Origin of the sequence: Streptomyces sp. R35 (assembly GCF_041053035.1) — a bacterium.
GTDB classification, from domain to species: Bacteria; Actinomycetota; Actinomycetes; order Streptomycetales; family Streptomycetaceae; genus Streptomyces; species Streptomyces lutosisoli.
On the sequence record NZ_CP163440.1, the window covers coordinates 157,123 to 182,880 of the forward strand.

Consider the following 25,758-nt stretch of genomic DNA (forward strand, 5'->3'; position numbering starts at 1 on the left):
GATGGCTGAGATACCCATAACCGCGGCACTTTCACCAACCCGGGATGGGTGCAGTTCGTCCCGAGGAAGTGTGTGATCGAGCGTTGAGTTCGTACTCCTGCTGGTCGGGCACGAGATAGAGCGTTCGTGCTCGCGGACGCCGCTGCCGCCCGGCGGGGTGTGCAGGCGCCAGTCGGCGTCGAGGCTGCCGTTGTCGGTCAGGGTGCGGAGTGGCTCTAAGACCGACCGGCAAAAGGGTGACTGTTGTAGGCCAGAAAGGCAGTGAAACTGCTGTAAGGACCAGGACACGTCCGAGCTGCTGGTGTTTCCGCCCCCTGGGAACTGCGGCCCATAGGCTGCGTCACATGAACGTTCTCTTCATCGCGAGTACGGCGGTCGTCGTCGCTGACCCGCCGCAGAGCCGCAGACTCTTGATTGACACCCTCGGCCTCCCGCTGGAGGGCGAAGACGACGGCTACTACTCCAGCGGGAGCATTCCGGGCAGCAAGCACTTCGGCATGTGGCCGCTTTCGCAGGCAGCCGAGGCGTGCTTTGGCACGCCGGCGTGGCCCGCCGACCGGGTGGTCCCCCAGGCGTCGATCGAGTTCGAGGTCGAGGACGCAGACGCCGTCGCAGCGGCTGGCGGCGAGCTTGAGCGCGCGGGCTTCGACCTGCTGCACCCAGCCCGTACCGAGCCGTGGGGACAGACAGTGACCCGGCTCCTCACAGACGATGGCTTGATCGTCGGCATCTCCTACGCCCCCTCGCTTCACGACGAAGAACGTGCCTGAGCTTCGAGTTCCACGCCCCGCATATAGCGGGTTCAGCGCTGGGACGGCTGGGTGACCAGGCCAAGGGCGACCGGCCAAGAATGGATCACTTGAGCCTGCGGGTGGTGGGTCGGCCGTCCCATAGGTAGCGCTTGGTCGCGCGTCGGATGAGCATGCGGAGCGTGACGAGTACAGCGGCGAGGTAGAGGTAGAAGTCCACGACGCTGCCACGTCTCTCGGTGCAACGCCGTAGCTTGCCGTAGTCGTTCATCCAGGAGTGCGCGCGCTCGACCACCCAGCGCTTGCCAGCCTGGATCGGCGCCGGGACGCCCTTGCGGGCGATCTCGGATGTGAATCCCAACTCTTCTATCAATGCACGGGACTTGGCGCTGTCGTAGCCGCGGTCGAGGTTGACGTTGACCGTGTCCGGCAACGTGCCGACCTGCCCTTTCGTTGCTTCAAGGGTGGGGCCGAGCAGGGGAGAGTCGTGCCGGTTGGCCCCGTCGGAGACGATCCCGAGCGGCACGCCGCAGGCGTCGGAGGCGACCGAGCGCTTCAGTCCCTGCTTGCCCCGGTCAACCGGTGACCGCCCCGCCTTCTCGCCACCGGACGGGGCTTTGGTGATGCAGCCGTCCACCGAGATCTCGCCCAGCCCGAGGCCGATCATCCGGTCGTAAGCTTCCAGGGCGAGGGCGTGAACCTTCTCGGATATTCCGAGTTCAGCCCACTCTTGGACACGCCGTCGGATGGTGCGGTCGGAGCATCCGGGAGTGGAGATGCGCTCGTAGCCGGAGCCGTGCACCAGCGCGAGCACGACGTGCTCGAAGACCGTCCGGTCGGCGATCCGGCGGCGGTGACAGCCCAGCGGGTGGTCCGCAACGAACGCCTCACGTGCGGGCAGGAGCGCAGCAAACTGGTCCCATAGAGGTTCGAGCAGGCAAAATGGCAGCGCGGGCACGGCCGTCCTTCGTGATTACAGAGCGTCGAGAACTCCATGATCACGCAGATCCGTGACCGCGCTACCCCCACCCCCCGGGCCTACAGCCGTCACCTATTGCCGGTCGGTCTAAGCCGCGATCCAACTACCTGGCCCTCCAAGGCAGTTGACGGAACCGCGAAGGCACGACTGCCAGCCGCGGTCGAATGACCCACGGCGAGGGCAGGCCTCGAAGTCGGACGTGAATCGAAGGCGAGGGCGTTGGTGCGCCGCAGCACCACACCGACACCCTGTGAGCTGTCTCACGCAGCACTGTCCGCTCGGACACACGAACTGCCTGGCGAGCGCCCCTCTTCCCCGTCCACCGGCTGCTTGTTGGCAGGATCCGTCAGTAATCTGTCATTGCAGCCAGTGCGGCAGTCGATACAGGCTGTGAACGTGAAGGAGCGACGTGTTGTTGTGGTGGTGTTCGCGGGCGCGATGGCCCTGGACATCACCGGACCGATTGAAGTGTTCGATACCGCGAACCGGCTCCTCGACCCCTCGGACGCCCCTTATCGCATCGACTTCGTCTCCGCCGACGCACCACTGGTGCGCATGAGTTCAGGAGTGGTGGTGGAAGCCTCACCCCTGGAGGCAGGGCAGGGGCCGATCGACACGCTCCTCGTGCCCGGCGGCTGGAGTCTCCACAACGCGCTTCGGGACCGGGGGCTGATCTCCTGGATCGGCGGGGCGGCAGCCCGGTCGCGCAGAATCGCCTCCGTATGCGGCGGATCCTTTCTGCTGGCCGAGGCGGGCCTTCTCGACGGCAGACGCGCCACCACCCACTGGGCGTACAGCGAGGCGATGGCGTGCCGCTATCCGGAGGTGACAGTGGAGGCCGAGCCGATCTTCGTGTGGGACGGCCCCTTCGTGACCTCCGCGGGCGTGTCGACGGGCATCGACATGGCGCTTGCTCTGGTGGAGGCCGATCACGGTGCGGCGCTCGCGCTGGAGACGGCACGGTTTCTGGTGCTGTTCCTCAAGAGGCACGGGGGACAGTCCCAGTTCAGCGCCGTCCTCGACGCCCAGTTGGCCGACCATCCGCCGATCCGGGCAGCACAGGAGTGGATTCTGGGCAACCTGGACCACCCGCTGCCTGTGGCCGAGATCGCGCGGCAGGCCAACATGAGTCAGCGCAACTTTGCCCGGGTTTTCCGCCGCGAGGTGGGCACGACTCCCGCCCAGTACGTCGAGCGGACACGTATCACCCGCGCACGCGAGCTGCTGGAGACCACCGATCTGGCGATCAGCCAGATAGCCGGCCGTTGCGGATTCGCCGCGACCGAGACGTTCTTCCGTTCCTTCGGACGAACCCTGGGACTCACTCCCAAGGAATACCGGCACCGCTTTCAGGTCATCTCGCCATCCGGCCTCATCGACCGGCACCACGAGGGAGAGAGGAGCCCCGCATGACCAGCACGACCTCGAACTTGCGCGAGGCGGAAACGGTACGCCTGGTCGACTATCTGGTCGCGGAACTCGCCAGGGCCGGCGTCACCCACGTGTTCGGCGTCGGCGGCGCGAACATCGAGGACTTGTATGACGCCGTGCACCGCTGCGGCTCCGTCCGCGGCATCGTCGCCAAACACGAGTTCTCCGCCGTCACCATGGCCGACGGATACGCACGTACCACCAGGCGCATCGGCGTTGTTGCCGCCACTTCGGGCGGTGGGGCGATGAATCTCGTTCCGGGTCTGGCAGAAGCCCATGCCTCGCGGGTGCCCGTGCTGGCCCTGGTGGGCCAGCCACCGACCGGCCAGGAAGGCCACGGGGCGTTCCAGGACTCCAGCGGCAAGGCGGGCTCCTTCGATGCTCGGGAGGTTTTCGCACCTGTCTCCCGGTTCTGCGCCCGGGTGGAGGACGCGGACTCGCTCACGGAGTTGCTGCCCCGGGCAGTGGCGGCGGCCCAGGCCGATCCACGCGGGCCGGCCGTGTTGTTGCTGCCCAAGGACGTGCAGCAGGCACAGATCCGGGTGCCCGGCCGGGGCGCGGGCTCGACACCGTGCGTGCCGACGGCACCAGCGGCGCGGCTCGACGGAGCCGCCCTCACCACCGCGTCGGACACTCTTCGCAAGGCCGGCCGCGTTCTCGTCATCGCCGGTGAAGATCTCGCCGCCGCCGACGCGCGTACGGAGCTCGCCGAACTGGCTCGGCGCCTCGGGGCATGGGTGGCGGTCACTCCGGACGCCAAGGACGTCTTCGACAACCGTGATCCCCGATTCGCAGGCGTGGCCGGAGTGATGGGCCACGCCAACGTCGAAGACTGTCTCCGGCGAGCCGACGTATGCCTGCTCGTCGGTACCCGACTGCCGATGATGGCACGCGGCGGCCTCGAGCGGGCCCTGGCCACCACCGACGTCGTCTGCCTCGGCCCCGAACCGCCGTTCGTGGCAGGCACCGCGCTGGGCGGGAACCTGCGGGACGCGCTGCGCGCTGTGACCGCCCGCCTGCCGCCCGGCCCACGTCCCTGTCCGCCGCACGCCGGTCCCCTTCCCACCCCCGTGCCGAGCCCGCTTCCTCAGGCCCCTGGGCAAACCATCCCCTATGTCCAGGCGGTCGCCGCGGTGGAGGCGGCACTCCCCCAGGACGCGCACGTCTTCGTGGACGCCGGCAACGCGGGGGCCAGCGCCGTCCATCTGCTCCCGGCACCGCGCGACGGCCGCTTCGTGGTGGCGGTCGGCATGGGTGGGATGGGCTACACCTTCGGTGCCGGCATCGGCGCCGCGCTCGCCACCGGTCGACGTACCTACGTCCTCGCCGGAGACGGGGCCTTCTTCATGCACGGGATGGAAGTGCACACCGCCGTGGAGTACGCCGCACCCGTGACCTTCGTGATCTTCAACAACAACGCCCACGCCATGTGCGCGCTGCGTGAGGAGTTCTTCCAGGGCGGGGTCCGCAACGACGACCTGTTCGCCCGGACCGACCTCGCCGCCGGAGTGGCCGCCGCCTTCCCGTCCCTCGATGCCACAGGGGCCGGCGACGGGGCGCAGCTGTGCACGGCGCTGCTGCGCGGCAATACGGGCGGCGGCCCGGCGTTCGTCGCTGTGAACTGCGACCCGCGGGAGATCCCGCCGTTTCTTCCCTTCCAGTCCTTCGCCGAAATCACCGAGAGCACCAACGGCGCCGAGAGCAAGGAGAGTTCAGATGAGCGAGGAGTCGTCCACGCTGGCTGACATCCCCGGTCTGATGCGGGTCGAGAACCCCGGCAAGGAGGAACTGACCGCCCACTGCATGGAGCTCACCCACGCCGTCTACCCCCACCATCAGGTCTACGGGCAGTACTGCACCATCCACGAGTACGTCGACTGCCCCCCGGAGTCGGCCTACGACTACCTGCGCCAGGGGCACCACCTGGAGGAGTGGACCTGCAGCCTGCGGGACTTCGCGCCCTCCGGCACACCGGGGCTGTGGATCGGCCACGACCGGCTCGAGGACGACACCAGGATCTACTGCAAGGTGGTCGCAAACCCCGAGGCCATGACCGTGGACTACCACTGCTCGTGGGACCAGGGCGAGAAGCTGTGGATGATCTACCTGATGCGCGTCGTCCCGGCCCGACTGGTACTCGACAAGCCGGGTTCGGTGATCACCTGGACCAACTGCCGACACCCTTACTACGACGCCAACCCGCATCCCGAGAACGCGCCCCGCCCGGACCGGCCCTGGGTCGGCGACTACTGGGACCTCTTCTACGCAGGGCACACCGTGGAGATGAACAACCTCAAGGCGATCCTGGAACACCGCCACCGCAACGGACTGCCGATCAGCGTGGCTCCGGCACGGGCGGTGGCGCAGTGACGACGGTCAGCCTCACCGACGTCGCGAGCTACCTTCCCGGCGAGCCGGTCCCCGCGGAGTTCTACACCGAGTACCCCGGAGCCGAGGACAAGCTCCGCAACCACCCCATGTTCAAGGTCCCGCCGTTACGGCACCACGTAGCCGCGGACGAGACCAACGCGGACATGGTCGAACGCGCCGTACAGCCTCTGATCGAACGGCACGGCAGGGAAGAGATCCGAGGCGTCGACGTGCTGTTGGTGCACAGCCAGCTGCCGGACCTGCCGTTCGTGGGCGCCGGCACCGAGGTGGCTCGCCGACTGGGCCTGAACCCGGAGTGGCTCGTCGACGTGGCCAACGCGGGCTGCGCCTCTTTCGTGTACATGCTGAAGCTGGCCCGGCAGATCCTCACCACCACCGATGCGAAGACCGCCCTGATCTGCAATGCCCAAAGCGCCGCGGGCCAGTGTTTCACCCAGTCCCAGGTGCGTAGGCTGGCTCAGGCCGCGATCCCGGGCGACGGCTGCGGTGTGGGGTATGTGACGACGTCGTCCGACGCACCGGTCCTCGACGTGGAGACCCGGCACATCGGCGAGTACGCCGGGGACATGACTGTGGCGGTCGACGACGGCCGTAAGTACTGGGAACCGGGAGAGTCCCAACTACGAATCGGCTTCACCGACGCCAGCATCGCCAAGGTCCTCGCTCGCGGGAACCGCCTAGTCCCCGAGGTGGTCGCGGACCTGTGCCGGCGGCTCGGCGTGGCGACCACCGACATCGACGTCCTCATCACCAACCAGCCCAACCGCACCTTTCTACGGAACTGGCGGGAGGCGCTGCAGCTGCCGGCGGAACGGCACCTGAACACCTTCGACGAGTACGGGAATCTCTTCGGCGCGGCGATCCCGATCACCCTGGACCACGCGATCGGCTCCGGGCAGGTCGAGGACGGCAACCTGGTGGTGCTCGGAGGATTCGCCCACGCGGGCGACTTCGCCGGTGCCGTCGCCGTCCGCTGGCACGGCGGACGGGACTGAGCGATGGACATCCCCGTACTGCACCGACTTGCCCTGAACGAGAGCCCGTATCCCCCACTGCCCTCGGTACGCGAGGCGATGCAACGGGCCGTCGCACAGGCCCACCGCTACCCGCAGTTCCATCCCGACGACCTCACCGAGCGGATCGCCGCATGGTGCCAGGTGACCTCCGACCGCGTCGCGGTCGGCAGCGGATCCGTGGGCGTGGCCCTGCAGTTGCTCCAGGCAGTGGTCCAACCCGGCGACACAGTGGCCTACGGCTGGCGCACGTTCGACGCCTATCCCCTGCTGGTTACGATGGTCGGCGCGCACCCCGTCCCCGTGCCCCTGTCGCCGGACGGACACCAGGACCTGGGCGCCCTACTCGCGGCGCTCGACCACCGCACCCGCGTCGTGGTGCTGTGCAATCCGCACAACCCCACCGGAAGCCTCATCACCGCGGACACACTGTCGGCATTCCTGCGGCAGGTGCCCCGACACGTCACCGTGCTGCTCGACGAGGCATACGTGGAGTTCGCCCGCCACACCGCCCTGCCGGACACACCCGCGCTCTTGGACTCGCACCCCAACCTGCTCGTCCTGCGCACCTTCTCCAAGGCTTACGGCCTCGCAGCCCTGCGGGTCGGCTACGGACTCGGCGTCCCCGACCTGGTGGCACGGGTCCGCCGACAACAGCTGCCCTTCGGGATCAACGCGGTGGCAACGGCGGCGGTCAAGGCCTCACTACAGGCCGGCAGCGAGCTGCGCCGACGCGTGGACACCGTCGTCGCCGAACGCGAACGGCTGCAGAACGGACTCGTCGACCTCGGCTGGCACGTACACCCGAGCCACGCCAACTCCCTCTGGCTCCCCACGCCCGATCCGGTCGACGAGGGCGCCATCGCACTCACCGCGGCCGGTGTTCAGGCACGCCACTACCCCGGCGAGGGACTCCGGATCACCATCGGCAGCCCGGAGGCCAACGACGCCGTGGTCGGCGCGCTGGCGGGAGTGGGACACCCCAACGCGTCAGGCAGGCGTGCGCCGAACGCACCGGCGGACGAGGCGGTCGCCGCGGATCGCCGTCTGCCGGTGAGCGGGTGGAGAACACAGATGCGCCAGTCCTGACGGCTTCCTGGGCCCGGCCGGAGCACCAACATTGCGGGGTGTGGCAAGGGCGTGACGGCCCCGCCGAATCCTGCGGACGGTGACCGCCGGTCACCTGCGCGCGACAGCGGCTGTGACGTGGCCGGCTCGGACGGCATCCGGGGGCGCCCCGGAGACCCTTGCGGTCCCTGGGGGCGCCCTCTGCGGCTGCTGCTTTCTGTAGCTCGGTGACCTGGAGTGTCAGCGAGCCTGGGCGGCTGCTTCCGCCTCGGAGTCGGCGATGCCGAGGTTGGCGTAGGCGACCGGGTTGGCGTACTCCCACACCTTGACGATCTGACCGTCGGCGACGTCGATGCGGAAGATGTAGACGTTGTTGTAGACGAGCTTCTCCGCGCTGGACAGGATGTCGCCGTTGGCCTGCAGGAACACCGAGCGGGCGTCCTGGCTGACCGTCCAGGCCTTGTCCAGGAAGGCGACGTGGTCGAACTTCGCCGCGACCGACTCGATGTAGGCGAGCACGCCGGCGGGGCTGTCGAAGACGTACCAGGGCTCGGGAGTGCCCGCGATCGACAGCGGGATGACGAAGATCGCCTCATCCGACAGCAGGGCCGCCACAGCGGACGTGTCGCGGTTCTCGAACGCGGTGATGAACGCCTGGGCGGTCTCGAGAGACTTCTGGTGCACGCTGTTCATGATCATTCCTTCTTGGTCGTGCGGTCCGGCCGCGGGATACGGCCGGACGGAAGGTCGGTGGGGTCACCAGGGCACGGTGCCGGTGGTGCCGACGAAGGCGGCGCTGGGCGCGTCGGGGCCGGCCGTGGCGGCTGCAGCGATCACCGCCGCGCCTTCCTCGACGCTCTGGGTGCCCTGGTGGCCATTGAGGTCGGTCGCGCTGAACCCGGGGTCGACCGAGACCACGCTGATCTGCGGGAACGCTTGGGCGTACAGCAGGGTCAGCATGTTCAGCGCGGCCTTGGAGGAGTTGTAGGCCAGCAGTGGTACCCAGGCCGGCAGGATGTCGGTGTGTGCGGCCGGGTCAGCGTTGATGGTCAGTGAGCCCAGGCTGCTGGACACGTTCACGATCGCCGGGCGGTCCGCGGCCTGCAGCAGTGGCAGGAAGGCTCGCGTGGTGCGCACCGCGCCGAAGACGTTGGTGTCGTACACCTGCTGAAGGTCGGCGGCGGTCAGCTCCCCGGTCGCCGCCACAGGGCCTGCGATGCCGGCGTTGTTGATCAGAACGTCCACCCTGCCGGCCTCGGCCTGGACCAGTTCCGCCGCAGCGGTCACGGACGCATCGTCGGTGATGTCGATCAGGAGCGGCCGGGCTCCCAGCGCCTTGGCGGCCTGCTCACCGCGCTGCGGATCGCGTGCGCCGGCGTAGACGGTGTGGCCCTGCTCGATCAGGCGGCGGGCCGTTTCGTACCCGAGGCCCTTGTTGGCCCCGGTGATCACGGTGACTGTTGTCATGGCAGTCAGCCTGCGCGCCGCACCGGAGGACAGGGAGAGCTCTCCTCAGCGGGGGGTCGGCCAGTACCAGGCTGATGAATGGCCCAGCACGGACAATGGGAGCGTGAACGACGATCCCCTAGCCCTCGGCCAGGCCCTGCGCCACTGGCGTGACCGCACCAGCCCTCGGGAGCTGGGCCTCCCTCTCGGAGGTGTCCGCCGGGCCCCCGGGCTGCGGCGCGAGGAGCTCGCCCAGCTCGCCGGTCTCTCCGTCGACTACGTCGTCCGCTTGGAGCGAGGCCGCGCCACCTCACCCTCCCCGCAGGTCCTGGCCTCCCTCGCCCGTGCCCTGCACCTGACCGAGACCGAACGCGACCACCTCTACCTGCTCGCCGGCCAGGCACCGCCCACCACAGGACAGGTCTCCCCGCACGTCGCGCCCAGCGTCCAGCGCCTCCTCGACCAACTCCACAGCAACCCGCTCAGCGTTCACGACGCCGCCTGGAACCTCATCACCTGGAACGCCCTGTGGGCTGCCCTCATGGGCGACCCCTCGCCCTGGCGCGGCAAGGACCGCAACATCGCCTGGCGGCACTTCACCCACCTGCCCACCCGCGTCACCCACACCCCCGACCAGCAGGACCGGTTCGAGACGGCCCTCGTCTCCGACCTGCGCTCCTCCGCCGCCCGCTACCCGAAGGACACGCACCTCAGGACACTGATCACCAGCCTTCGCGGCGCCAGCGAACGCTTCGACGACCTGTGGGACTCCCACGCGGTCGGCTTCCACACCACCGACAGCAAAACCGTCCACCACCCCGACCTCGGGCTCGTCACCGTCGACTGCGACACCCTCACCGTCCCCGGCAACGACCTGCGCATCGCCATCTGCTCCGCACCACCGGGAACCAGCACAGCCGAACAATTCGCCCTGCTCAGCGCCATCGGAACCCAGACCCTGACCTGACACACCGAGCCAGAGCCTCCCCGCTTGCGCACCCGGCCCGGAAGCAGCCCGCGGAGGCCGGCGACGAAGGCCCGAGCGACGAGCAGGCAGTGGCCTGGTGCCTTCGGTCTGTCATCGCGGACTGCTGACTGCGTGGCGAGTCCCCACGATCATCGGCGGATGGTGGACAGCAGGGATCGCTCGCCACTACGGCAGCTGGTCGGCGATGTGGTCTCTCTCGCACAGCCCGGCGTGCTCCTTCGTGTGCAGGATGAGCCGCAGCCGGGGTATCCCGTCTCTGCTCATGCGGGCACCGTACGACTGTGAGGTTTGGAACGTCAGCCGCCGGGTTCCGACGTTCCCGGCGTGATGCCGCAGGATGATCCAACGGCTCGTCTCCGTGTTGCAAGCCGACCGATGGAGCATGTCCATCACACGGCGCAGGAGCGCGGTGCGGCTGACGGCGATCCCCATGAGCCGAGGCTCACCAGGAGAAGCTGAAGAAGTACGAGCTCCACGTCCGAAAGGACCGGGCGGCAGGACGTCGTGGAGCGAACGGACGGCCGCCGATCCGATGGAGCACAAGACCGTCCTCGTTCGCCAGCGAACGCGGCTGGTGAAGATGCGTGCCTGGCTGGAGCGGGCCCGCACACCCCGACCGGCCCCCTCCCCGGAGTCCCGTGCCTGCCTGAGCGATCCCGACTCCCGGCTGATTCCCGGCAAACGCGGCGGTTACCTGCAGGGATACAACATCCAGATCGTGTGCGCCCGCCGTCAATTGCTGCTGGCTATCGAGGCGCACGACAATCCCTCGGACAGGACGGCCCTCGTTCCGATGGTGAAGAAGACCCAGCACAATCACCAGGCCGCACGGCTCCCCGGCGACATCCAACTCTGGCTCGCCGACAGCGGGTACGCTTCCGCCGCGTCTTTCGAGGCCCTCGCCGACCTCCCGCTACTGGTCTCGGTCACCAGCGATGCCGACCAGGCAGGCTTTCCCGCTAAACGTCAGCAGGCCCCTGCCGGCCAGCAGGACATGACGGCCCGCCTCGCCACTCCAACAGGACGGGCCCAGTACCGTCAGCGCAGTGCCCTGGTCGAGCCGGGATTCGCCCAGATCTTCCAACGCTTCGGACGACACCTCAACTACCAAGGCCGCCAGGCGGTGGACGCCGAGATCAAGCTCCTCGGCACGGTGCACAACATCAACAAGCTCATCAATCACAAGCCCAAGAAGCACTCTTGACCTTCACCGGGCAGGAGCCGTGCGACAGCCTCTGCAGGTGCGGGCGGAGGTTCCGAAACCCTCGTCGGACGCGGGCCGGGGTGAGCCGTGCGGGCTCGGCCGGCTTCTCCCAGGGGCGGCGGAGATCGGCCGCGGCCTCGCGGGTGAGCCGTAGCTGGGTATGGGCAGCGATCATGAGCCAGGTCCAGCGGTCGGCGGCCTCGGGAGTTCGGAGCTTGGGGCGGGTCCAGCCCAGGGTCTGCTTCCCGAAGCAGAAGGTGTGCTCAAGATCGAAGCGCCTCAAGAACGCCTGCCAGCGCAGGTCGACGTCTTCGCCGGTCATGCCGGTCTTGGAGGGCCACAGCCACACGGGTAGCGGGTCCTGACCGCCGGGCAGGTGATCGACCTGGAGACGGATCAACGTGCCCTCGATGACGGGGAGTTCGTCCTCGTGGTCGATCCAGGCGGAGCGAGTGGTCAGCCGGGGATGGATGCGGTCCCAGGCCATGGCCTGCGCGGTGCCGTACCGGTCGGTGACCTGCACGGTCGCCGTGTCCGGCTCACCCCAGGTGTCCGGCCTGGCAAAGCGGAACTCCTTGCCGTGCTTCGGGGGCCAGCCGCCTTGCGGCGGCGAGATGCATGGGACGGGCGCGGGACGGGCTTGCGTATCATCCGGTCCGAGCGCATCCGGCCGAGTACCTCCACCGGGAGGCCGTCGAGGAGATAGGCCATGCGCGGGGCGTCGTAGCCGGCGTCGAAGACGACAAGGATGTCGGCGTCACCGCCTTCCCACTGGCCGCCGTCGATCAGGTCGGTGACGACGCGGCGGACCTGGGCGGCGGTGACCTCGGCGACATCGTCGTCGGGACCGAGGCGGACTGCGTCCAGCAGCTGGCACCACGAGGTGCGGCCCGTCTCCAAGGCGGCGACGAACGAGTAAGGCCAGCCAGGAATGAACTGGTCGCTGGAGCGTCCGTTGCGCCCGTAGACGTGGCAGAACAGACGGTCCGGGCTGGTCGGTGCGTCCGGGCGCAGCCACGGGGAGACATCGACCGCCAGGACCAGGCGCCCGTCGGCGGCCTTGGGCTGCAGCAACGCCGCAAGCGCCCGCCGCAGCCCGGCCGCGTCGACACGGCCGTGGTTCAAGGCGTCGTCGTACAACGCGCCGTGCCCCCGCCGGTGTTCGGCCAGCAGCGTCAGATCGACCGGCGAGGTCACCGGCCCGTCCTCGCAGAGCATCGCGTCCGTGAGCTCGAACAGCGTGTCACCGCGCCGAGTCAGGCACGAGTAGAAGTCCTCCCGGAAGTGTGATGCGAAGTCGAACGCGTCCCGCCGGGCATCGTGGTGCAGCAAACTCACCTCTGCGGCCTTCGTATGAACGTGATTCCGTGGCGGAACGCATGATCATGCGAAGGCCGTCCGCCTGCCCGGCGAATCCCCAGACGAGTGAGTGCGTACGACGCGACGTTCGAGGCCAGAGGTTAAGAGACAAGCTCAGCCGGATCCACCCCTGCCCGCGTCCCTTTGCGTCGCCGGGCGGTGTCAGTTCGGCGACTCGGAACCTGCCACGAGTTGGAGCAGGTCGCGTAGCGTCTCGCGCTGTCGGTCGTCCAGGGCGTGGAGCGGCCGGGAGGCGAACGGCATCCGGGTCCGCAGATCGGCAGCCACGCGCAGGCCGGTCTCGGTGGCGGCGACCAGCTTGACCCGGCGGTCGTCGGGCGCGGGGTGCCGCTCGACCAGTCCGCGACCCTCCAGGCGGTCAACGATCGTGGTGACGTTGGACGGCTCGGCGTGCAGATACTCGGCGATCCGGCGCATGGGTACCGGCTCCTCTGCCGCGAGCAGCGCCTTGGCCTGCAGCGGGGTGAGCTCGTGCTCGGCCGCCGCCTGTTCCGACTCCCGGGCGTACCGGCGGTTGATCGCGGCGAACAGGGCGACGATCTGGCGGGTGACGTCATCCGGTCGGTAGGACATCGCTCCACTCTAGCCATTGGCTTGACAGTGACAGATATGGGTCACCATAGTTATGGAACATATTAGTGGTCGACCATAACTATTGTGGGGAGTGAGACCGAGATGACCACCGGAACCCCGGCTCCAGAGAAAACCGTCCTGATCACCGGCACCTCCTCGGGCATCGGCCTGGCCGCTGCCGTCGCCGCGGCCCAGGCCGGCTGGAACACCGTCGCGACCATGCGCGACACCTCCCGGGCCGATGCCCTGCTCGCCGCCGCCGACGCGGCCGGAGTGGCCGGACGGATCCAGGTACGGCAGCTGGACGTCACCGACCCGGACTCCGTGGAGGCCGCCGTCGCAGGCGTGATCGCCGACCACGGGCGCCTCGACGCCGTGGTCAACAACGCGGGGGCCGGGCACGTGGGCACCCTCGAACAAGAGACGATCGCCGACGTGCGCCAGGTACTGGAGGTCAACTTCTTCGGTGTGCTGCACGTCACCAAGGCCGCACTGCCGCACCTGCGCGCGACCGGTGGGCGGGTGGTGACCGTCACCAGCGTCGGCGGCGTCGTCGGCCAGCCGTTCAATGAGGCGTACTGCGCCGCCAAGTTCGCGGTCGAGGGTTTCATGGAGTCGCTCGCGCCAGTCGCCGCGACCACCGGAGTGAGCGTCACCGTGGTCGAACCGGGCGCGGTGGCGAGCGAGTTCGTCAGCAACGTAGGCTTCGATCCGGCCGTGATCGATGCCGCAGGTCCGTACGCGCCCGCTCTGCGCGCCTACCTCGAGCGGACCCGGAACACTTTCGCCAACGCCGCACAGCCCCCGGCGGACGCCGCCGCACCGATCATCGAGGCGCTCAGCGGGGACCGGCCCGCCTTCCGGATCCAGACCTCGGAGGCGGCCCGCACCTTCGCCGGCACCAAGCTCGGCGACCTCGACGGCTCATCCGTCCTGGCCCTGACCGGCAGCTGGGTCGCCTGACCCCGCAACCCAGGAGGACGACCAATCATGAGTACACACCGACCGGCACATCCCACGACGGCGGTCGACCACCGGGCGTCCGTCGCGGCCGAGACCGCCGCGTTCGTGGCCGCGGTCCAGGGCGCCGATCCGACGACCCCTGTCCCGTCCTGTCCCGGATGGAACCTGGCCGATCTGGTAAAGCACACCGGCAGTGTGCAGCGCTGGTTCGCCGTGCTGTTGCGAAAGGAGATCCAGCAGCCGCCGACGAGCAGGGACGTGGACCTACAGCTCCCGCCGCGGCCGGAGGACTATCCCGACTGGCTGGCCGCGAGCGCGGTCGAGGCCGCCGGGGCGTTCGCGGCCACCGCCCCGGACACCCCGATGTGGGCCTGGGGGGCCGACCAGCACGCCCGGTTCTGGGCCCGCCGGATGTTGTACGAGACGCTGGTGCACCGGGTGGACGCCGAGCTCGCCCTCGGACGGCGGCCGATGGTCGACCGCGCGCTGGCGGTGGACGGTGTGGACGAGTTCCTGGTCAACCTGCCTTTTGCGGCCTTCTTCGCGCCGAACACGGCGCAGCTGCGCGGGACCGGCCAGACCATCCGCTTCCGCTGCATCGACGGCGAAGGCGACTGGCTGGTCCGTCTTCAGCCGGACCGCTTCGGCATCGCAACGGATGGCCCTGGCCGGGAGACCGCCGCCGACGCCACCCTCCGCGGCGCCGCGGCCGACCTCCTGCCCTTGCTCTACGGCCGACTGGACCCGATGGACGACCGCTTCGAACGCCAGGGGAGCCCCGCCCTGCTGGACCGCTGGTTCGCCAACTCAGCGTTCTGAGCCGACCCTGCTCGAGCGGTCAGAAGGACGTGGTGCCACCCCGCAGCGATCGGCGGCAGATGAACCGGCGGCTCACCGTGCAGAAGCCCCGTCCCGCTCGGCGCGCCGGGCCCGCCCGGCCACGCCCGACGAGGACGACGAGGAGCGGTGAGTTCGACTGACGAGGAGGCTGAGGCGCCGCGTTCATCCGAGGCCGATGAGTGGTTCGCTTGGTTGCCAGGTGACGGGCAGGACGACGTCGATGCCGTCCCGGCGGGCCAAGGGAAGCAGCCGGCTCATGGTGATGTCGAGGCGATCGAGCAAGTACGGCATGGGGCGCAGGGGCTGGTCGAGGCCGGTGAAGAAGTCGTCCCAGTGCACCAGGATGACCCGTTGGGCTCCGGTCGCGAGCACGACCTCGTCCCAGTAGGTGTGCAGGAACCGTGGGGTCTGGTTGCCCAGGCTGCCGATGCCCAGGTAGATGACGTCGGCGTGGCGGCCGCGCAGGGCGCCGGGGCGGCAGTTGGCACTGGCCTGTAGCAGCAGGCGCCCGCGGGGGTGGTTGATGAGCACGGAGTAGGCGGTGCCGGTCTTCCACGCACGGGCACGGGCCGGAGGGACCAGCGGCTCATCGACGGTGCCGGGGTAGCGATCGCCGGGGCTGTGCACGGAGTCCAGAAACGTCAGCTCGAAGCTGCCGTAGGTGAGGGTGTCGCCGTCGCCGACCACCCGCAGCTGTGGCTCGGGCACGCCCAGGCCGCGCCCGATGTTGGCGGTGGACGGCGAGCCGACCAGCTCCGCGCCGGTCTCCAACGCCCACACCGGTGCGTCCAGGGCGTGGTCGTAGTGGGAGTGCGCGCACACCACCGCGGCCAGGTCATCCACGTGCAGCCGGTCGATGGCGGACCGGACCAGCGCGCGGTCGGGAGCGATCTTGCCCACGCCGACTCGCAGCATCTCCGGCCGGGTGACGAACCCGTCGCTGAGCACGCGGGTCTGCCCGTCCGACAGCAGCACCGAGCTGGTGCCCAGGAAGTGTGCGGTCAGCCCGTCACTGCCAGTGGCGGGGCGCTGCTTGTACGGCAGGTAGGGCCGCAGACTCGGCCGCCCGATCGGCATCTTCACGCGAGCATCTTCGCTGGCGGGCGGCAGGAATACTACCCGGGACCCTGAGCCACATGGTCTTCGCCGTCGCCGCCCGGCTGGACCGCGACTACATCCGCGCGCAGGCCCTGGAGACGAGGTCGCCACCGCGAACTAGGTGTTGCGGGTCATGACGTTGGTGACGTGAGTTGTTGGCAGATCAGCTGGTGAGCAAGTTGTGCCGTCGCGAGCAGGTCCTCGCGGGCCGTGTCGACGTTGGACCGCACTGACAATCCGTGCCAGACGGATTGGATGAGCCCGGTCAGGACCGCTGCGTTGGTGCCCGCGGCTAGTTCCCCGTCCTGGATCGCTCGTTCGATGCGCATGAGGAGGGCCTGCTCGTTCGAGCTGTGCAGTTCGGCGACGTAGGCGCTGGTATCGAGCGTGCTCGTGCTGTCAGTCATCACGGCGCTGCTGATGAGACACCCGGGATGCCTGTCGCTTGGCTGGGTGAACTCGTGGACCGAGTCGGTCAGGATGCGTTCGACGACGGTCTGGATGTCCTTCTCGGCGACAGCCTGCTCGTAGATCTCGCGGTAACGCTCGGCGTAGGCCCGCACCGCTTCCTCGAACAGCCCGGCCTTGCTGCCGAAAGCGGCGTAGAGGCTGGAGGTGGAGAGCCCGAGGGCCGCGGTCAGGGTCCGGGTCGAGGTGCCGGAGTAGCCGCGTCGCCAGAAGAGGCGAGCGGCGTCAAGGACCGCGCGGTCGCGGTCGAAGGCTCGAGGTCGTCCACGGTTGCGTTCGGTCACGCTTGCATTATAGATCGTTCGCTCCATAATAGACTTATGGAGCGAACGATTCAGAAGAGGCTGCCGGTCGGCGGGGACAGTTGGGTCACGGTCGATGTGTACGGGGAGCCGGATGCCCCGGGCCTCGTCGTCGTCCCAGGCGTGATGAGCGATGCGCATACGTGGCGCCGTGTTGCGGGCGCCATCGATGCCTGGCCCTCAGTGATGGTCGTGAACCGTCGGGGACGTGCTTCCTCGGGGCCGTTGACCAATTCCTACTCGCTGCGGACAGAGGTCGAGGACCTCGGCGTGGTCCTTGACGAGTTCGACAGCACGAGGGCGCTCTTCGGCTGGAGCTACGGCGGCTTGATCACCTTGCTGGCCGCCAACGATCGCCCGATACCCCAGGTGATCGCCTACGAGCCGGTGATGCGGCCATTCGGACATCATGCACTGCCGGACCTGAAGCACGCGGCGGAGACGGCGGACTGGGATCGCTGCGTCGAGATCGTCAATCGGCAGATCTCCGGCTTCTCCGCTGCGCATGTCGAGGATCTTCGGGCCGATCAGCACGGTTGGGCGGTCTTGCGTTGCTTGAGCGGACCGCTGTACGCGGAACTCGGCGCGCTCAACGCGGCGCTGCCTCCGGATGCGATGGCGCGACAGGCAGATCAAGTCGACCTGATCATCGGCCAGTGCAACCGCGGAACAGCCCCCTACGGAACGTCGTTCGACAACGTGCGGCAGCACGTCGCTCGCGCCGGAGTCCACGAACTCCCCGGCCAGGGCCACCTGGCCCACATTCAGGCACCGGCCGAGCTGGGCCACCTGCTCAACAACCTCGCCGCCATCTGATGGGCACCCATGCCAACGCACCTCTCTCCATTGAAGGCCGCAGGCGACTCGTCGAGCGATGCAAGTCACGCCCGATCGCCCACGTTGCGGCGGAGATGGGCATCTCCAGGGCATGCGCCTCCAAGTGGGTCAACCGGTACCGGCGTCATGGTGAGCTCGGCCTGCGCGACCGGTCCTCCACACCCCACCGCCAACCCACAGCCACACCGGGCGAGGTCGTGGAGCGGACCGAGCAGATGCGCCGAAACCACAAGTGGTCCGCAGGACGAATCACCTTCGAACTCAGCCAAACCGGGCACGCCGTGAGCCGTCGCACCGTCACCCGGCACCTCGCCCGTCTCGGTCTGAGCAGGCGACGGTTCATCGACCCCGACGGCCACACCACGCGGAAACCACGCACGATCACCGCTCGCCGGCCGGGACACATGGTGCACATCGACGTGAAGAAGGTCGGACGGATACCTGACGGCGGCGGATGGCGAGCCCACGGCCGAGACAGCGACCTGTCCCTCCTCTCGTAGCGTGAAGACCGTGACTGCAGGGGATGTTGGGAGTCATGGCGGAGAAGCGACGGAAGTTCGATCCGGAGTTCCGTGAGGGGGCCGTACGGATCGTCACGGAGACCGGCAAGACGATCGCCGAGGTCGCCGAAGACCTGGGGATCAACGAGACCACCCTGGCGAGCTGGGTCTCCCGCGCCCGTCGGGCAGGGACCTCACAGGCCGGCGGGAGCGACGAGTTGGAGCGTCTGCGGCGGGAGAACGCCCAGCTCAAGCGGGACAATAAGGAACTGGTCATGGAGCGTGATGTCCTCAAACGCTGCATGGTCCTGTGGGTGAAGTAGCCGTGGCGGACCCGGCGTCCGTCGTCGGGGTGATCAGCGACTTCAGGACCGAGCACGGCATTTCGCATCGCGTCTCCTGCCGCGCTCTGGGCGTGAGCGAGGCGTGGTTCTACAAGCACCGCACCCGCCGGCCCACCCGGCGTGAGCTGCGCAGACAGCATCTGATCGAAGCGGTGAAGGAGGAGTTCGACGACTCCGGCGGCACCTACGGCTCGCCGAAGATCTGGATCAGGCTGGTGAGGCAGGGCTGGCAGGTCTCGGTGAACACCATCGCGAAGATCATGTCCGAGTTCGGCCTGGTCGCGCGGAAGGTGCGCAGACGGCGGGGGCCGACCCGGCCGGGCAGACGGCCGGCCCCCCGGACTTCGTGCGCCGCGACTTTACCGCCGAGGCCCCCGATCTGGTCTGGTGCGGGGATATGACTGAGATCGAAACCGGTGAGGGCAAGCTGTACTTGGCCACGGTCATCGACCTGTTCTCCCGCCGCCTGTTGGGCTATGCGATGGGCGTTCGCCACGATGCCGAACTGGTCGTCGTCGCCCTGCACATGGCCACGGCGACCCGCGGCGGCGACGTGCGCGGCGTTATTTTCCACACGGACCGCGGCAGCGAGTACGCCTCGCGGAGGTTCCGCCGGGCCTGCCGCAAACAGGGCGTTTTCCAGTCCATGGGCCGGGTCGGATCTTTTTTCGACAACGCCGTCAGCGAGGCGTTCAACAGCGTCCTGAAGGTCGAGTACGCCCATCGGCACACCTTCGCCACCCGCACCGAGGCCCGGATCCGGATCGCCACCTGGATCACCGACTTCTACAACGCCCGACGGCTACACAGCGTGTGTGGCTTCAAGAGCCCGATCAACTACGAACACGACTACTGGGCCAGCCTCAGCGAGGGGCGGGCTGCATAGGAAGGTCTCCACGATTCGAGGGGATTGACATGTTCATGTCAAGAGAGGTTGCCAGTATCCCGCCGTCGCGGCATCAGGCCAGCTCAACCCTCTGGTGCCGCAGCCGGAAACGAGCTGTCAAGCAGGCTTTCCGTAGCCGGAGTTGATGCAGGTCAGGCTGGATACATGGGTACAGCGACCGCAGGCCGCGCTCCACCAACGAGTGCGGCCTCCTGCTCCCCCAGGAGGCCGCCTCGCCCGCCGACGTCCATCGAGACCACCAGTGGAGCGCACTCCGTGACAACAGACCCGACCCCCGCCGACACCACAGAGGCAGAGAGGCGACGCGCGTTCCGCCTCCTGCGGCCGACGTCGCTCGTCTGCCTCGTTACCCTCGCCCTCGGCACATTGATCACCCTGGCGGTCTGCACCGACCAGCCGATCGGCTTCATCGCCGAAGGCATCGTAAGCGTCATCGCCGCGACGGCCGCCCTGGTTGCTGCCTTCGACCGCGACCGTCCTGGGGGCGCTAACGCAGCCCGTTCCGCCACTGTGGGGCCAGCCGCCACCTGGCGGCTGGCCCCGCTTTTCTGCCTGGCCGCCCGTCTCCCGCGTACCGCCCGAAAGCCCCACCGCACTCACTCCCGGTGCGCCGACGGCAATTCCGCCCCGTTGATGGGGCTCGTTGAATTTCAGGGCTCTGGCTCTCGTTGTGTGGAGCGTGACGCTGCGTACACGACGTCGTGGGCAGCGCAAGGCTGTTGATGTCGCCGGGAGCCGCCGTTATCTAGACGAATGAGTCTGATGTGTTCAGTGGTCGTACGCGACGAGGGAGCGCATGGTGGGGGCTCCGGTCTTGTTGTTTCGCCAGATAGCTGCGGCCATGGCAAGGATGCGCTGGGCGACGCGGACGGCGACACCCTCGTGGGTGCGCCCACCGTGCTGTTCGAGGTCCAGCTGCCCCTTGAGTGTGTCGTTCACGGACTCGATGAGCTGCCGTACGGACTTGAGGAGTGACTCGCCCTTGCGTTTCTTCTCCCGTTTGAACGAGGGCCGCAGCAGCTCGATGCCTTGCATGGCCAAGTCGTTCTCGAACTCCTTGGAGGCGAAGCCCTTGTCGGAGATCAGCAGCAGCCCGGGCCGCTGGGCGACCAGGTCCGACTCGACGTCGAGCATGGCCTGCAAGACCTCGCGCTCGCCCATCTTCGGGTTGGCGAGCGCCCACAGGATCGGCATGCCGGTGGGGGTGCAGACCAGGTACAGGCGCAGGCCCCAGAAGAACCGCGAGTGGGAGGCGCAGTACCCGTATCCGGCCCAGCCCGCCATCTCCGAGCGTTTTACCGTCGGCCGCGACATCCCGCACGGCACCGGCGTCGAGTCGACGATCCAGTGGTTGTCGAACCAGAAGTCCGTATCCACCGCGAGCATCCGTATCGCCTTCTTCACCAGCAGCAACGCGACCTTGAGCCGCTTGTTGTACCCGGACTGCTGCGGCAGATACGGAAACATCGACGCCAGGTGCGCATACGCGTACCGCAACCAGCGGGTCTCCGAGCCGAAGCCGAGCAGTGCCTGGGCCACCGCAAACGTGACCAGCTCTGCATCAGTCAACTGCGGTGGCCTGCCCATCCGTCGGCCCGTTTCCAGTTCGTCGTCGATCTTTACGTAGAGTGCGGTCAGCAAGGTGTCCAAGCTCTCGTTCGTCACACAACGATCTTGGACGGCCTCTCCTCACTCGTGGATGCGCCGCTCCGCCGGTCATCGCTCAGCCGAGGCCAGAGGCCCGGCCTGGGAAGAAGTCGGCACTTTGGACGTACTCCATCGCTTTGGTGAACTCCGGGTCCCCGATACGGCGTTCCATCTCCTGCGGACTCAGCTCCTCCACGCGGGTCTGGATCCAGTACAGGTTGCCCAGCGGATCGCGCACCCGGCCGACCCGGTCTCCGAAGAACAGGTGAGTGACCTCGGTGACCGAGGTGCCGCCGGCCGCAACTGCCTGACGGTGCACGGCGTCGGCGTCCTCGACGTAGAGGCGGAGGAAGCCAGGGGTCGGCGGCCACTCCGGCCGCGCGTCGAACATCATCACCACCGAGTCACCGATCCGCACCTCCGCATGCTCGATGCTGCCGTCCTGGCCGGCCAGGCACGCGAGCTCCTCCGCGCCGAACGCCCTCTTCATGAAGTCGATGAGCTGCACCGTGTCGCGGGAGATGATCCATGGCGTCACGGTGGTATAGCCCTGGGGAACCGGGTTTACGGACATCTGACCGCCTCCTGGAGTGCGAGTGCCTCAATGTGGCGATGACGCTAGCCCTCAACTAGGTCAGCTCCTGTCCTAGAAGATGCTCGACGGATGGCAGCGCACATCACCCCCATGGACCCCGTCCAGAACGAGTGCGCCGCTCACACCCCCATGACGTCATGGTCAAGGCGCGGTGAACCGGGACAGGCAACGTGGGCCGCCTGCCTGGCCCTATCCCCACCGCTCGGCTCGGGGAGCCGTCAGCGAGCCAAGGCAGGATCTCGCGAGACGCGTAGGCCAGACATAGGACTTGATCGTCTAGTGGTCGCCGGACATCTGCGCAGTTCAGCGATGGCCTCGGTCGTTGAGGCACGTTAGCCACGTCCTCATGCGGTCCGAGGCGAATCGTGGGCGAGGCCCGGGGCTATAGTCTGCGGCGAGAAGCGGGAGCGCGAGAGTTCGCGTCGGGAGTGGGGGACTTATGGCCGTCGACTACGGACGGGCCGCGGCCACCGCCGCACTGGCACTCGCAGCCTGTTTGGGCCTGGCGGCCTGCAACGACGGTTCCGGCTCGGCAGCGAGTGCGAGCGCCGCGGCTACGGCTGCCCGGAGTGCATCGGGATCCGCAACGTCCTCGGCCTCGCCCACACCGACGGACTCGCAGGCGGTGGCGGCATCCGTCAGCCCGACCGCGGTGGCGAGCACCTCTCCGGCCCCCACCGCCAAAGCGATGGCCGGCGCCTCCCGGCCGACGGCAACGCCGAGCGCCGCCGCTGCCGTCCCTGCCGCGTGTAAGAACCTGGCGGTCCACGCCGACGTGAAGTCTGCAGTGACCCAAACCTGGGAGCACGCCAAGAGGGTCAGCCACATCCAGCCGAAGCCCGGCAACTTCTACTACGGCAGCTGCGGCACCACGCTCTATGCAGCCGTCCGCTTCGAAGCTGGTGCCGGCGCGACAGGCGACGACCGGGTCCAACTCCAGGACGAGGGCTCGGGCCTGCAGTTCTTCCGGTTCACCCCCGGCACTGGGTGGTGGTTCGTAGGCTCCGACGCTTATCCGGCCACCGATGACTGCTCGCGGTTCGCGCCCGTCGCCCTGGCACGCCAGTGGAACTGCTCCTGAGCGGAGCCTCACCCGGCGGCCGAGCAGTGCGGCCCTGGCGGGGGTGCAGTTCATCTTGACGGAGTCAGCCCAGACGATCGCGACCTCGACGCCGTCGTCGCCGGACTCACCCTCCCCAGGGCTCCGGCGTCGTCGAACGACACGTCAACCGGATCAAGATGCTCAAGCGCCAGATGTTCGGCCGGGCCAGCTTCGCTCTGCTCCGCAGGCGCGTCCTGCTCTACTCGTGAAGCAGAGCCGGATCCTCAACGAGTCCAAAGCCCTCCGGGAACCCTTCCAGGAACTCCCGCCGAGCCGGATCCGTCTCGGCTGCAGCCATCGCCCCCAACAGCTCCAGAAGCTCGCTCCGCTGATCACTCGACAGCTGATTCATCAGGTGGGCGACGCCCTCAGCTTGTCTTTTAACCTCGGTGCGCTTGGGGCTGCGGGCGCCTCCGTCCTGTGACATCCAAGCTTGAGCGTTGCCACCGAAGAGTGATGGCCAGTGGTTCGTGCCATCGAAGCTTCACAGCCGGGGTGCTGGTGTGCCAGGGGTAGGGGTTGTGGGCTCGCGGAGGCCTGCGCTTTGGCCCGGCCTTGAGGGGGCCTGTTGCCGTCGCGGGCGGGTCTCAAGTCTCCGTTCTTCGGGTTGACCCGTGGTGGTCGCAGCGACGATGGAATATCGCGCGGTACTCCCTCGGCCGCTGGCCCGTATGTCTGGCAAAGATGCCGCTGAACGCCCCAGGGTCGCCGTACCCGACGTCGGCGGCGATGCTCGCGATGGTCCTGTCGGTCGTCTCCAGCAGGTGTCTGGCTCGACGCACCCGGACCGTCTGCAGGTACGCGAGTGGCGTCTGGCCGGCTTCGTCGCCGAAGCGGCGGAGCATGGTTCTCGTGCTTACGTGGAACTCCTGAGCGAGGGTGGGCAGGTCATAGCGAGCACTGAGGTTCTGGTCGAGCCACCGCTTGACGCTGAGCGAGAACTCCCTGCCCACAGTGGGGATGAGCCCCGGGTCGACATAGGGAGCCTGCGTGGAACGCGCATCATCAACAAGCGCGATACGCGCGGTGCTACGGGCGACGCGGGGGCCGTCGTGCTCGCGGATGAGCTGTAGGGCGAAGTCGTACATGGCACTGAAGGCCGCTGTGGTCGTCACCCCCCGGTCGGTCACGACCAAGCTCTCCGGGCGGAGGCGCACGTCGGCGTACCGGCGGGCGAACCGATCCGCGAACAACCAGGACGTGGTCGCTTGGCGCCCGTCGAGCAGCCCGGCTTCAGCGACCAGGAAGGCGCCTACGCAGATCGATACGACAGCAGTCCCCGAGGCCGCCTGCGATCGAATCCACGCTGCTTCCGGTCCCAGGTTTGCGAGTGTCGCGTCGAGATCGAGCGTGGGCGAAAGCTCGAATCCTGGCACGATCAGGACGTCCACCGGGCGAACCGCCGAGACGTCGAGGACCGAGCCGCCGGCCGCGATCACACGACGCCGGGGCGAGATGACCAACGCCTCGTAGGCCGGCTGAACCGACCCTTGCGCCGCGGCGACGTGAGTTGCCATTGCCAGGAGGTCAGGGACGCCGAATACCTCCGACGCGAAGCAGCCGGGGTAGGCCAGCACACCAACGCGCAGCGGACTCATGCGGCCCCTCCGGCACCTTCGAACGGGTGGCGATATTACCGTGATACGTGGCGATGCCGCCGCTTCTCAGAAGGGCGGCCGCTCGTCATCATCTCGGTCATGACAATCATGCGAGGACAGAGCGACCCCTTGGACGACTTCTCACGGAGAGCCGTCAGCGTCGATGACGTCGACAAGACCGTGTACGTTGCCGGGTCAGGACCGGCAGTCATCCTCATGCCCGAGATGCCGGGTATCAGCCCCGACGTCGCGCGGTTCGCGCGGTGGGTGCGTGATGCCGGCTTCTCCGTGTACCTGCCCTCTCTTTTCGGCGTCGACGGTGCCTACCCGCTCGCCGAGGCACGCGAGACCGTCGTTCGACGCGCCTGCGTCAGCGCCGAGTTCCGAGCCTTCGCCGGTGGCGGCACCAGCCCCGTCGTCACATGGCTGCGCGGCCTCGCCCGCCTGGCGCACGCCGAGCGTGGCGGGCCTGGCGTCGGCGCCGTCGGCCTGTGTTTTACCGGCAACTTCGCCTTGACCATGGCGCTCGAACCGGCTGTCATCGCACCAGTGGTCAACCATCCGTCGCTTCCGCTGGACGATCCCGGCGGTCTGGAGATCAGCGACGAAGACGCTGCTGCCGTGGCTGAACGCGTAGCGCGAGAGGGATTGAAGGTTCTCGCCTACCGCTTCGACAACGACAGGTGGTGCACTGGTCAGCGGTTCGCGGCTTACCGAGCGCTGCTCGGGGACGCATTCGACGGCCGCGTACTCAAAGCCGAGACGGCGAACACGAACCCTCCGCCCTTCTTCCGTGACGTCGTCGGTTGCGCCCACAGCGTCGTCACGGCACACCTCGTCGACCAGGACGGTCACCCCACCATGCAGGCCCGGAACGAGATCATCGCCTTCCTGGCCGAGCGGCTCGGGATGTGGGCTGAATGAGCCCTTGGCACTCCGGCACCTGGCGATGCGACAGAGCGCCGCCGTTTCCCGATGCGATCTGGTCGTCGACCTGGGGTACTCGTGACCGCCCCTCGGCGACCACGAGTGACACAGGCCACTCAGATTTCGATGACACACGTTCAATCTTCAGTGGCACAGGACAGCCTCTCCGGTAGGTCGTGGTTTCTGATCACGTGTCCCGTCTCACTCAACCTGGTTCCAATCTCAGATGATCTGGTCCGATCCGCTTGGGAAGGGCCACGTCGACTGAGATGGGCATTCGTTCGGGCGGTTCGCTGTCCGAGAGGGGTGACCCGGGCGCGTCTTGATCGTTTCTGCGGTGGTGGCCGGCGTACCGGGTTCGGCCCCGGGGCTTCCCCTTTCGCGCGGTATCCGCGATGTGAGGGGAGA

24 protein-coding genes and 4 pseudogenes are annotated in these 25,758 nt (G+C 68.0%); 17 read left to right on the plus strand and 11 right to left on the minus strand.

The genetic code is table 11. From position 1 onward, the window contains the following. Positions 1 to 344: 344 nt before the first annotated feature. Positions 345 to 770, plus strand: coding sequence for a VOC family protein (locus tag AB5J50_RS00770; protein ID WP_369253906.1), 426 nt, complete (start codon positions 345 to 347; stop codon positions 768 to 770). Between the two features lie 85 nt (positions 771 to 855). Here AB5J50_RS00770 and AB5J50_RS00775 read toward each other — a convergent pair whose 3' ends face one another. Further along, positions 856 to 1,707 (minus strand): IS5 family transposase, encoded by an 852-nt coding sequence (locus AB5J50_RS00775; RefSeq protein WP_369253908.1) that lies wholly within the window; start codon positions 1,705 to 1,707, stop codon positions 856 to 858. Between the two features lie 411 nt (positions 1,708 to 2,118). On the opposite strand from AB5J50_RS00775, the gene AB5J50_RS00780 reads away from it, so the two are divergent. Genes AB5J50_RS00780 through AB5J50_RS00800 form a run of 5 tightly spaced genes read left to right on the plus strand, consistent with a single transcriptional unit; the run spans position 2,119 to position 7,652 of the window. Further along, the gene (locus AB5J50_RS00780; RefSeq protein ID WP_369253909.1) at positions 2,119 to 3,141 is read left to right on the plus strand and encodes a GlxA family transcriptional regulator; all 1,023 of its coding nucleotides are present in this window, start codon (positions 2,119 to 2,121) and stop codon (positions 3,139 to 3,141) included. Beyond that, positions 3,138 to 4,904 (plus strand): thiamine pyrophosphate-binding protein, encoded by a 1,767-nt coding sequence (locus AB5J50_RS00785; protein ID WP_369253911.1) that lies wholly within the window; start codon positions 3,138 to 3,140, stop codon positions 4,902 to 4,904. The genes AB5J50_RS00780 and AB5J50_RS00785 overlap by 4 nt, the downstream gene beginning before the upstream one ends. Next, positions 4,876 to 5,529 carry an SRPBCC family protein gene (locus tag AB5J50_RS00790; protein WP_369253913.1) on the plus strand — a complete coding sequence of 218 codons (654 nt, stop codon included), beginning with the start codon at positions 4,876 to 4,878 and terminating at the stop codon, positions 5,527 to 5,529. The genes AB5J50_RS00785 and AB5J50_RS00790 overlap by 29 nt, the downstream gene beginning before the upstream one ends. Next, entirely contained in the window at positions 5,526 to 6,545 is a 1,020-nt protein-coding gene (locus AB5J50_RS00795; protein WP_369253915.1) for a 3-oxoacyl-ACP synthase III family protein, read from the plus strand. Before AB5J50_RS00790 ends, AB5J50_RS00795 begins: the two co-directional genes overlap by 4 nt. Positions 6,546 to 6,548: 3 nt before the next feature. Then, positions 6,549 to 7,652: a histidinol-phosphate transaminase gene (locus tag AB5J50_RS00800; protein ID WP_369253917.1), complete on the plus strand. Its 1,104-nt coding sequence runs from the start codon at positions 6,549 to 6,551 to the stop codon at positions 7,650 to 7,652. 219 nt (positions 7,653 to 7,871) lie between these two features. Here the strand turns inward: AB5J50_RS00800 and AB5J50_RS00805 are convergent, their stop codons facing one another. Together AB5J50_RS00805 and AB5J50_RS00810 are read right to left on the minus strand one after the other, a co-directional pair. After that, the gene (locus AB5J50_RS00805; protein ID WP_369253919.1) at positions 7,872 to 8,324 is read right to left on the minus strand and encodes a nuclear transport factor 2 family protein; all 453 of its coding nucleotides are present in this window, start codon (positions 8,322 to 8,324) and stop codon (positions 7,872 to 7,874) included. A 63-nt stretch (positions 8,325 to 8,387) separates the two neighbouring features. Continuing rightward, on the minus strand, positions 8,388 to 9,098 hold the full coding sequence (locus tag AB5J50_RS00810) for an SDR family NAD(P)-dependent oxidoreductase (RefSeq protein WP_369253921.1): 711 nt from the start codon (positions 9,096 to 9,098) through the stop codon (positions 8,388 to 8,390). Positions 9,099 to 9,201: 103 nt separating this feature from the next. Here AB5J50_RS00810 and AB5J50_RS00815 point away from each other — a divergent pair, with 103 nt between their 5' ends. Both AB5J50_RS00815 and AB5J50_RS00820 read left to right on the plus strand, forming a co-directional pair. Beyond that, on the plus strand, positions 9,202 to 10,044 hold the full coding sequence (locus tag AB5J50_RS00815; protein WP_369253923.1) for a helix-turn-helix domain-containing protein: 843 nt from the start codon (positions 9,202 to 9,204) through the stop codon (positions 10,042 to 10,044). A 553-nt stretch (positions 10,045 to 10,597) separates the two neighbouring features. After that, complete coding sequence (locus AB5J50_RS00820) at positions 10,598 to 11,269, plus strand: transposase (RefSeq protein WP_369253925.1); 672 nt, start codon at positions 10,598 to 10,600, stop codon at positions 11,267 to 11,269. A gap of 34 nt (positions 11,270 to 11,303) precedes the next feature. Here AB5J50_RS00820 and AB5J50_RS00825 read toward each other — a convergent pair. Together AB5J50_RS00825 and AB5J50_RS00830 are read right to left on the minus strand one after the other, a co-directional pair. Continuing rightward, positions 11,304 to 12,601 (minus strand): annotated as a pseudogene (locus AB5J50_RS00825) (NF041680 family putative transposase); the annotation flags it as partial. A gap of 189 nt (positions 12,602 to 12,790) precedes the next feature. Beyond that, entirely contained in the window at positions 12,791 to 13,222 is a 432-nt protein-coding gene (locus tag AB5J50_RS00830; RefSeq protein ID WP_369253927.1) for a MarR family winged helix-turn-helix transcriptional regulator, read from the minus strand. A 102-nt stretch (positions 13,223 to 13,324) separates the two neighbouring features. Between AB5J50_RS00830 and AB5J50_RS00835 the strand changes: the two genes are divergently transcribed. Then, positions 13,325 to 14,185 (plus strand): SDR family NAD(P)-dependent oxidoreductase, encoded by an 861-nt coding sequence (locus AB5J50_RS00835; RefSeq protein WP_369253929.1) that lies wholly within the window; start codon positions 13,325 to 13,327, stop codon positions 14,183 to 14,185. A gap of 27 nt (positions 14,186 to 14,212) precedes the next feature. Beyond that, entirely contained in the window at positions 14,213 to 15,004 is a 792-nt protein-coding gene (locus tag AB5J50_RS00840) for a maleylpyruvate isomerase family mycothiol-dependent enzyme (protein ID WP_369253931.1), read from the plus strand. Between the two features lie 183 nt (positions 15,005 to 15,187). Here AB5J50_RS00840 and AB5J50_RS00845 read toward each other — a convergent pair whose 3' ends face one another. Both AB5J50_RS00845 and AB5J50_RS00850 read right to left on the minus strand, forming a co-directional pair. Next, entirely contained in the window at positions 15,188 to 16,102 is a 915-nt protein-coding gene (locus AB5J50_RS00845; RefSeq protein WP_369265266.1) for an MBL fold metallo-hydrolase, read from the minus strand. Positions 16,103 to 16,254: 152 nt separating this feature from the next. Continuing rightward, complete coding sequence (locus tag AB5J50_RS00850; protein WP_369253933.1) at positions 16,255 to 16,875, minus strand: TetR/AcrR family transcriptional regulator; 621 nt, start codon at positions 16,873 to 16,875, stop codon at positions 16,255 to 16,257. A 36-nt stretch (positions 16,876 to 16,911) separates the two neighbouring features. Between AB5J50_RS00850 and AB5J50_RS00855 the strand changes: the two genes are divergently transcribed. The 5 genes and pseudogenes from AB5J50_RS00855 to AB5J50_RS00875 form a co-directional block, all read left to right on the plus strand. Then, the gene (locus AB5J50_RS00855; protein ID WP_369253935.1) at positions 16,912 to 17,709 is read left to right on the plus strand and encodes an alpha/beta fold hydrolase; all 798 of its coding nucleotides are present in this window, start codon (positions 16,912 to 16,914) and stop codon (positions 17,707 to 17,709) included. Beyond that, positions 17,709 to 18,212: pseudogene (locus AB5J50_RS00860) on the plus strand (leucine zipper domain-containing protein); the annotation flags it as partial. The gene AB5J50_RS00855 and the pseudogene AB5J50_RS00860, both read left to right, overlap by 1 nt. Before the next feature lie 53 nt (positions 18,213 to 18,265). Next, positions 18,266 to 18,553: a transposase gene (locus AB5J50_RS00865; RefSeq protein WP_369253936.1), complete on the plus strand. Its 288-nt coding sequence runs from the start codon at positions 18,266 to 18,268 to the stop codon at positions 18,551 to 18,553. A gap of 92 nt (positions 18,554 to 18,645) precedes the next feature. After that, positions 18,646 to 18,864: pseudogene (locus AB5J50_RS00870) on the plus strand (transposase); the annotation flags it as partial. Continuing rightward, a pseudogene (locus tag AB5J50_RS00875) lies at positions 18,771 to 19,460 on the plus strand (IS3 family transposase); the annotation flags it as partial. The pseudogenes AB5J50_RS00870 and AB5J50_RS00875, both read left to right, overlap by 94 nt. Positions 19,461 to 20,249: 789 nt before the next feature. Here AB5J50_RS00875 and AB5J50_RS00880 read toward each other — a convergent pair. The 3 genes from AB5J50_RS00880 to AB5J50_RS00890 form a co-directional block, all read right to left on the minus strand. After that, complete coding sequence (locus tag AB5J50_RS00880; protein ID WP_369253937.1) at positions 20,250 to 21,146, minus strand: IS982 family transposase; 897 nt, start codon at positions 21,144 to 21,146, stop codon at positions 20,250 to 20,252. 58 nt (positions 21,147 to 21,204) lie between these two features. Next, positions 21,205 to 21,702, minus strand: a complete 498-nt coding sequence (locus tag AB5J50_RS00885) for a VOC family protein (protein WP_369253938.1) — start codon at positions 21,700 to 21,702, stop codon at positions 21,205 to 21,207. A 471-nt stretch (positions 21,703 to 22,173) separates the two neighbouring features. Further along, complete coding sequence (locus AB5J50_RS00890; RefSeq protein WP_369253939.1) at positions 22,174 to 22,401, minus strand: hypothetical protein; 228 nt, start codon at positions 22,399 to 22,401, stop codon at positions 22,174 to 22,176. A gap of 109 nt (positions 22,402 to 22,510) precedes the next feature. Here AB5J50_RS00890 and AB5J50_RS00895 point away from each other — a divergent pair, with 109 nt between their 5' ends. Further along, positions 22,511 to 22,804, plus strand: coding sequence for a hypothetical protein (locus AB5J50_RS00895; protein ID WP_369253940.1), 294 nt, complete (start codon positions 22,511 to 22,513; stop codon positions 22,802 to 22,804). A gap of 608 nt (positions 22,805 to 23,412) precedes the next feature. Here the strand turns inward: AB5J50_RS00895 and AB5J50_RS00900 are convergent. Further along, on the minus strand, positions 23,413 to 24,423 hold the full coding sequence (locus tag AB5J50_RS00900; RefSeq protein WP_369253941.1) for a GlxA family transcriptional regulator: 1,011 nt from the start codon (positions 24,421 to 24,423) through the stop codon (positions 23,413 to 23,415). Between the two features lie 108 nt (positions 24,424 to 24,531). Between AB5J50_RS00900 and AB5J50_RS00905 the strand changes: the two genes are divergently transcribed. Continuing rightward, complete coding sequence (locus tag AB5J50_RS00905; RefSeq protein WP_078973280.1) at positions 24,532 to 25,347, plus strand: dienelactone hydrolase family protein; 816 nt, start codon at positions 24,532 to 24,534, stop codon at positions 25,345 to 25,347. Positions 25,348 to 25,758: the final 411 nt, after the last annotated feature.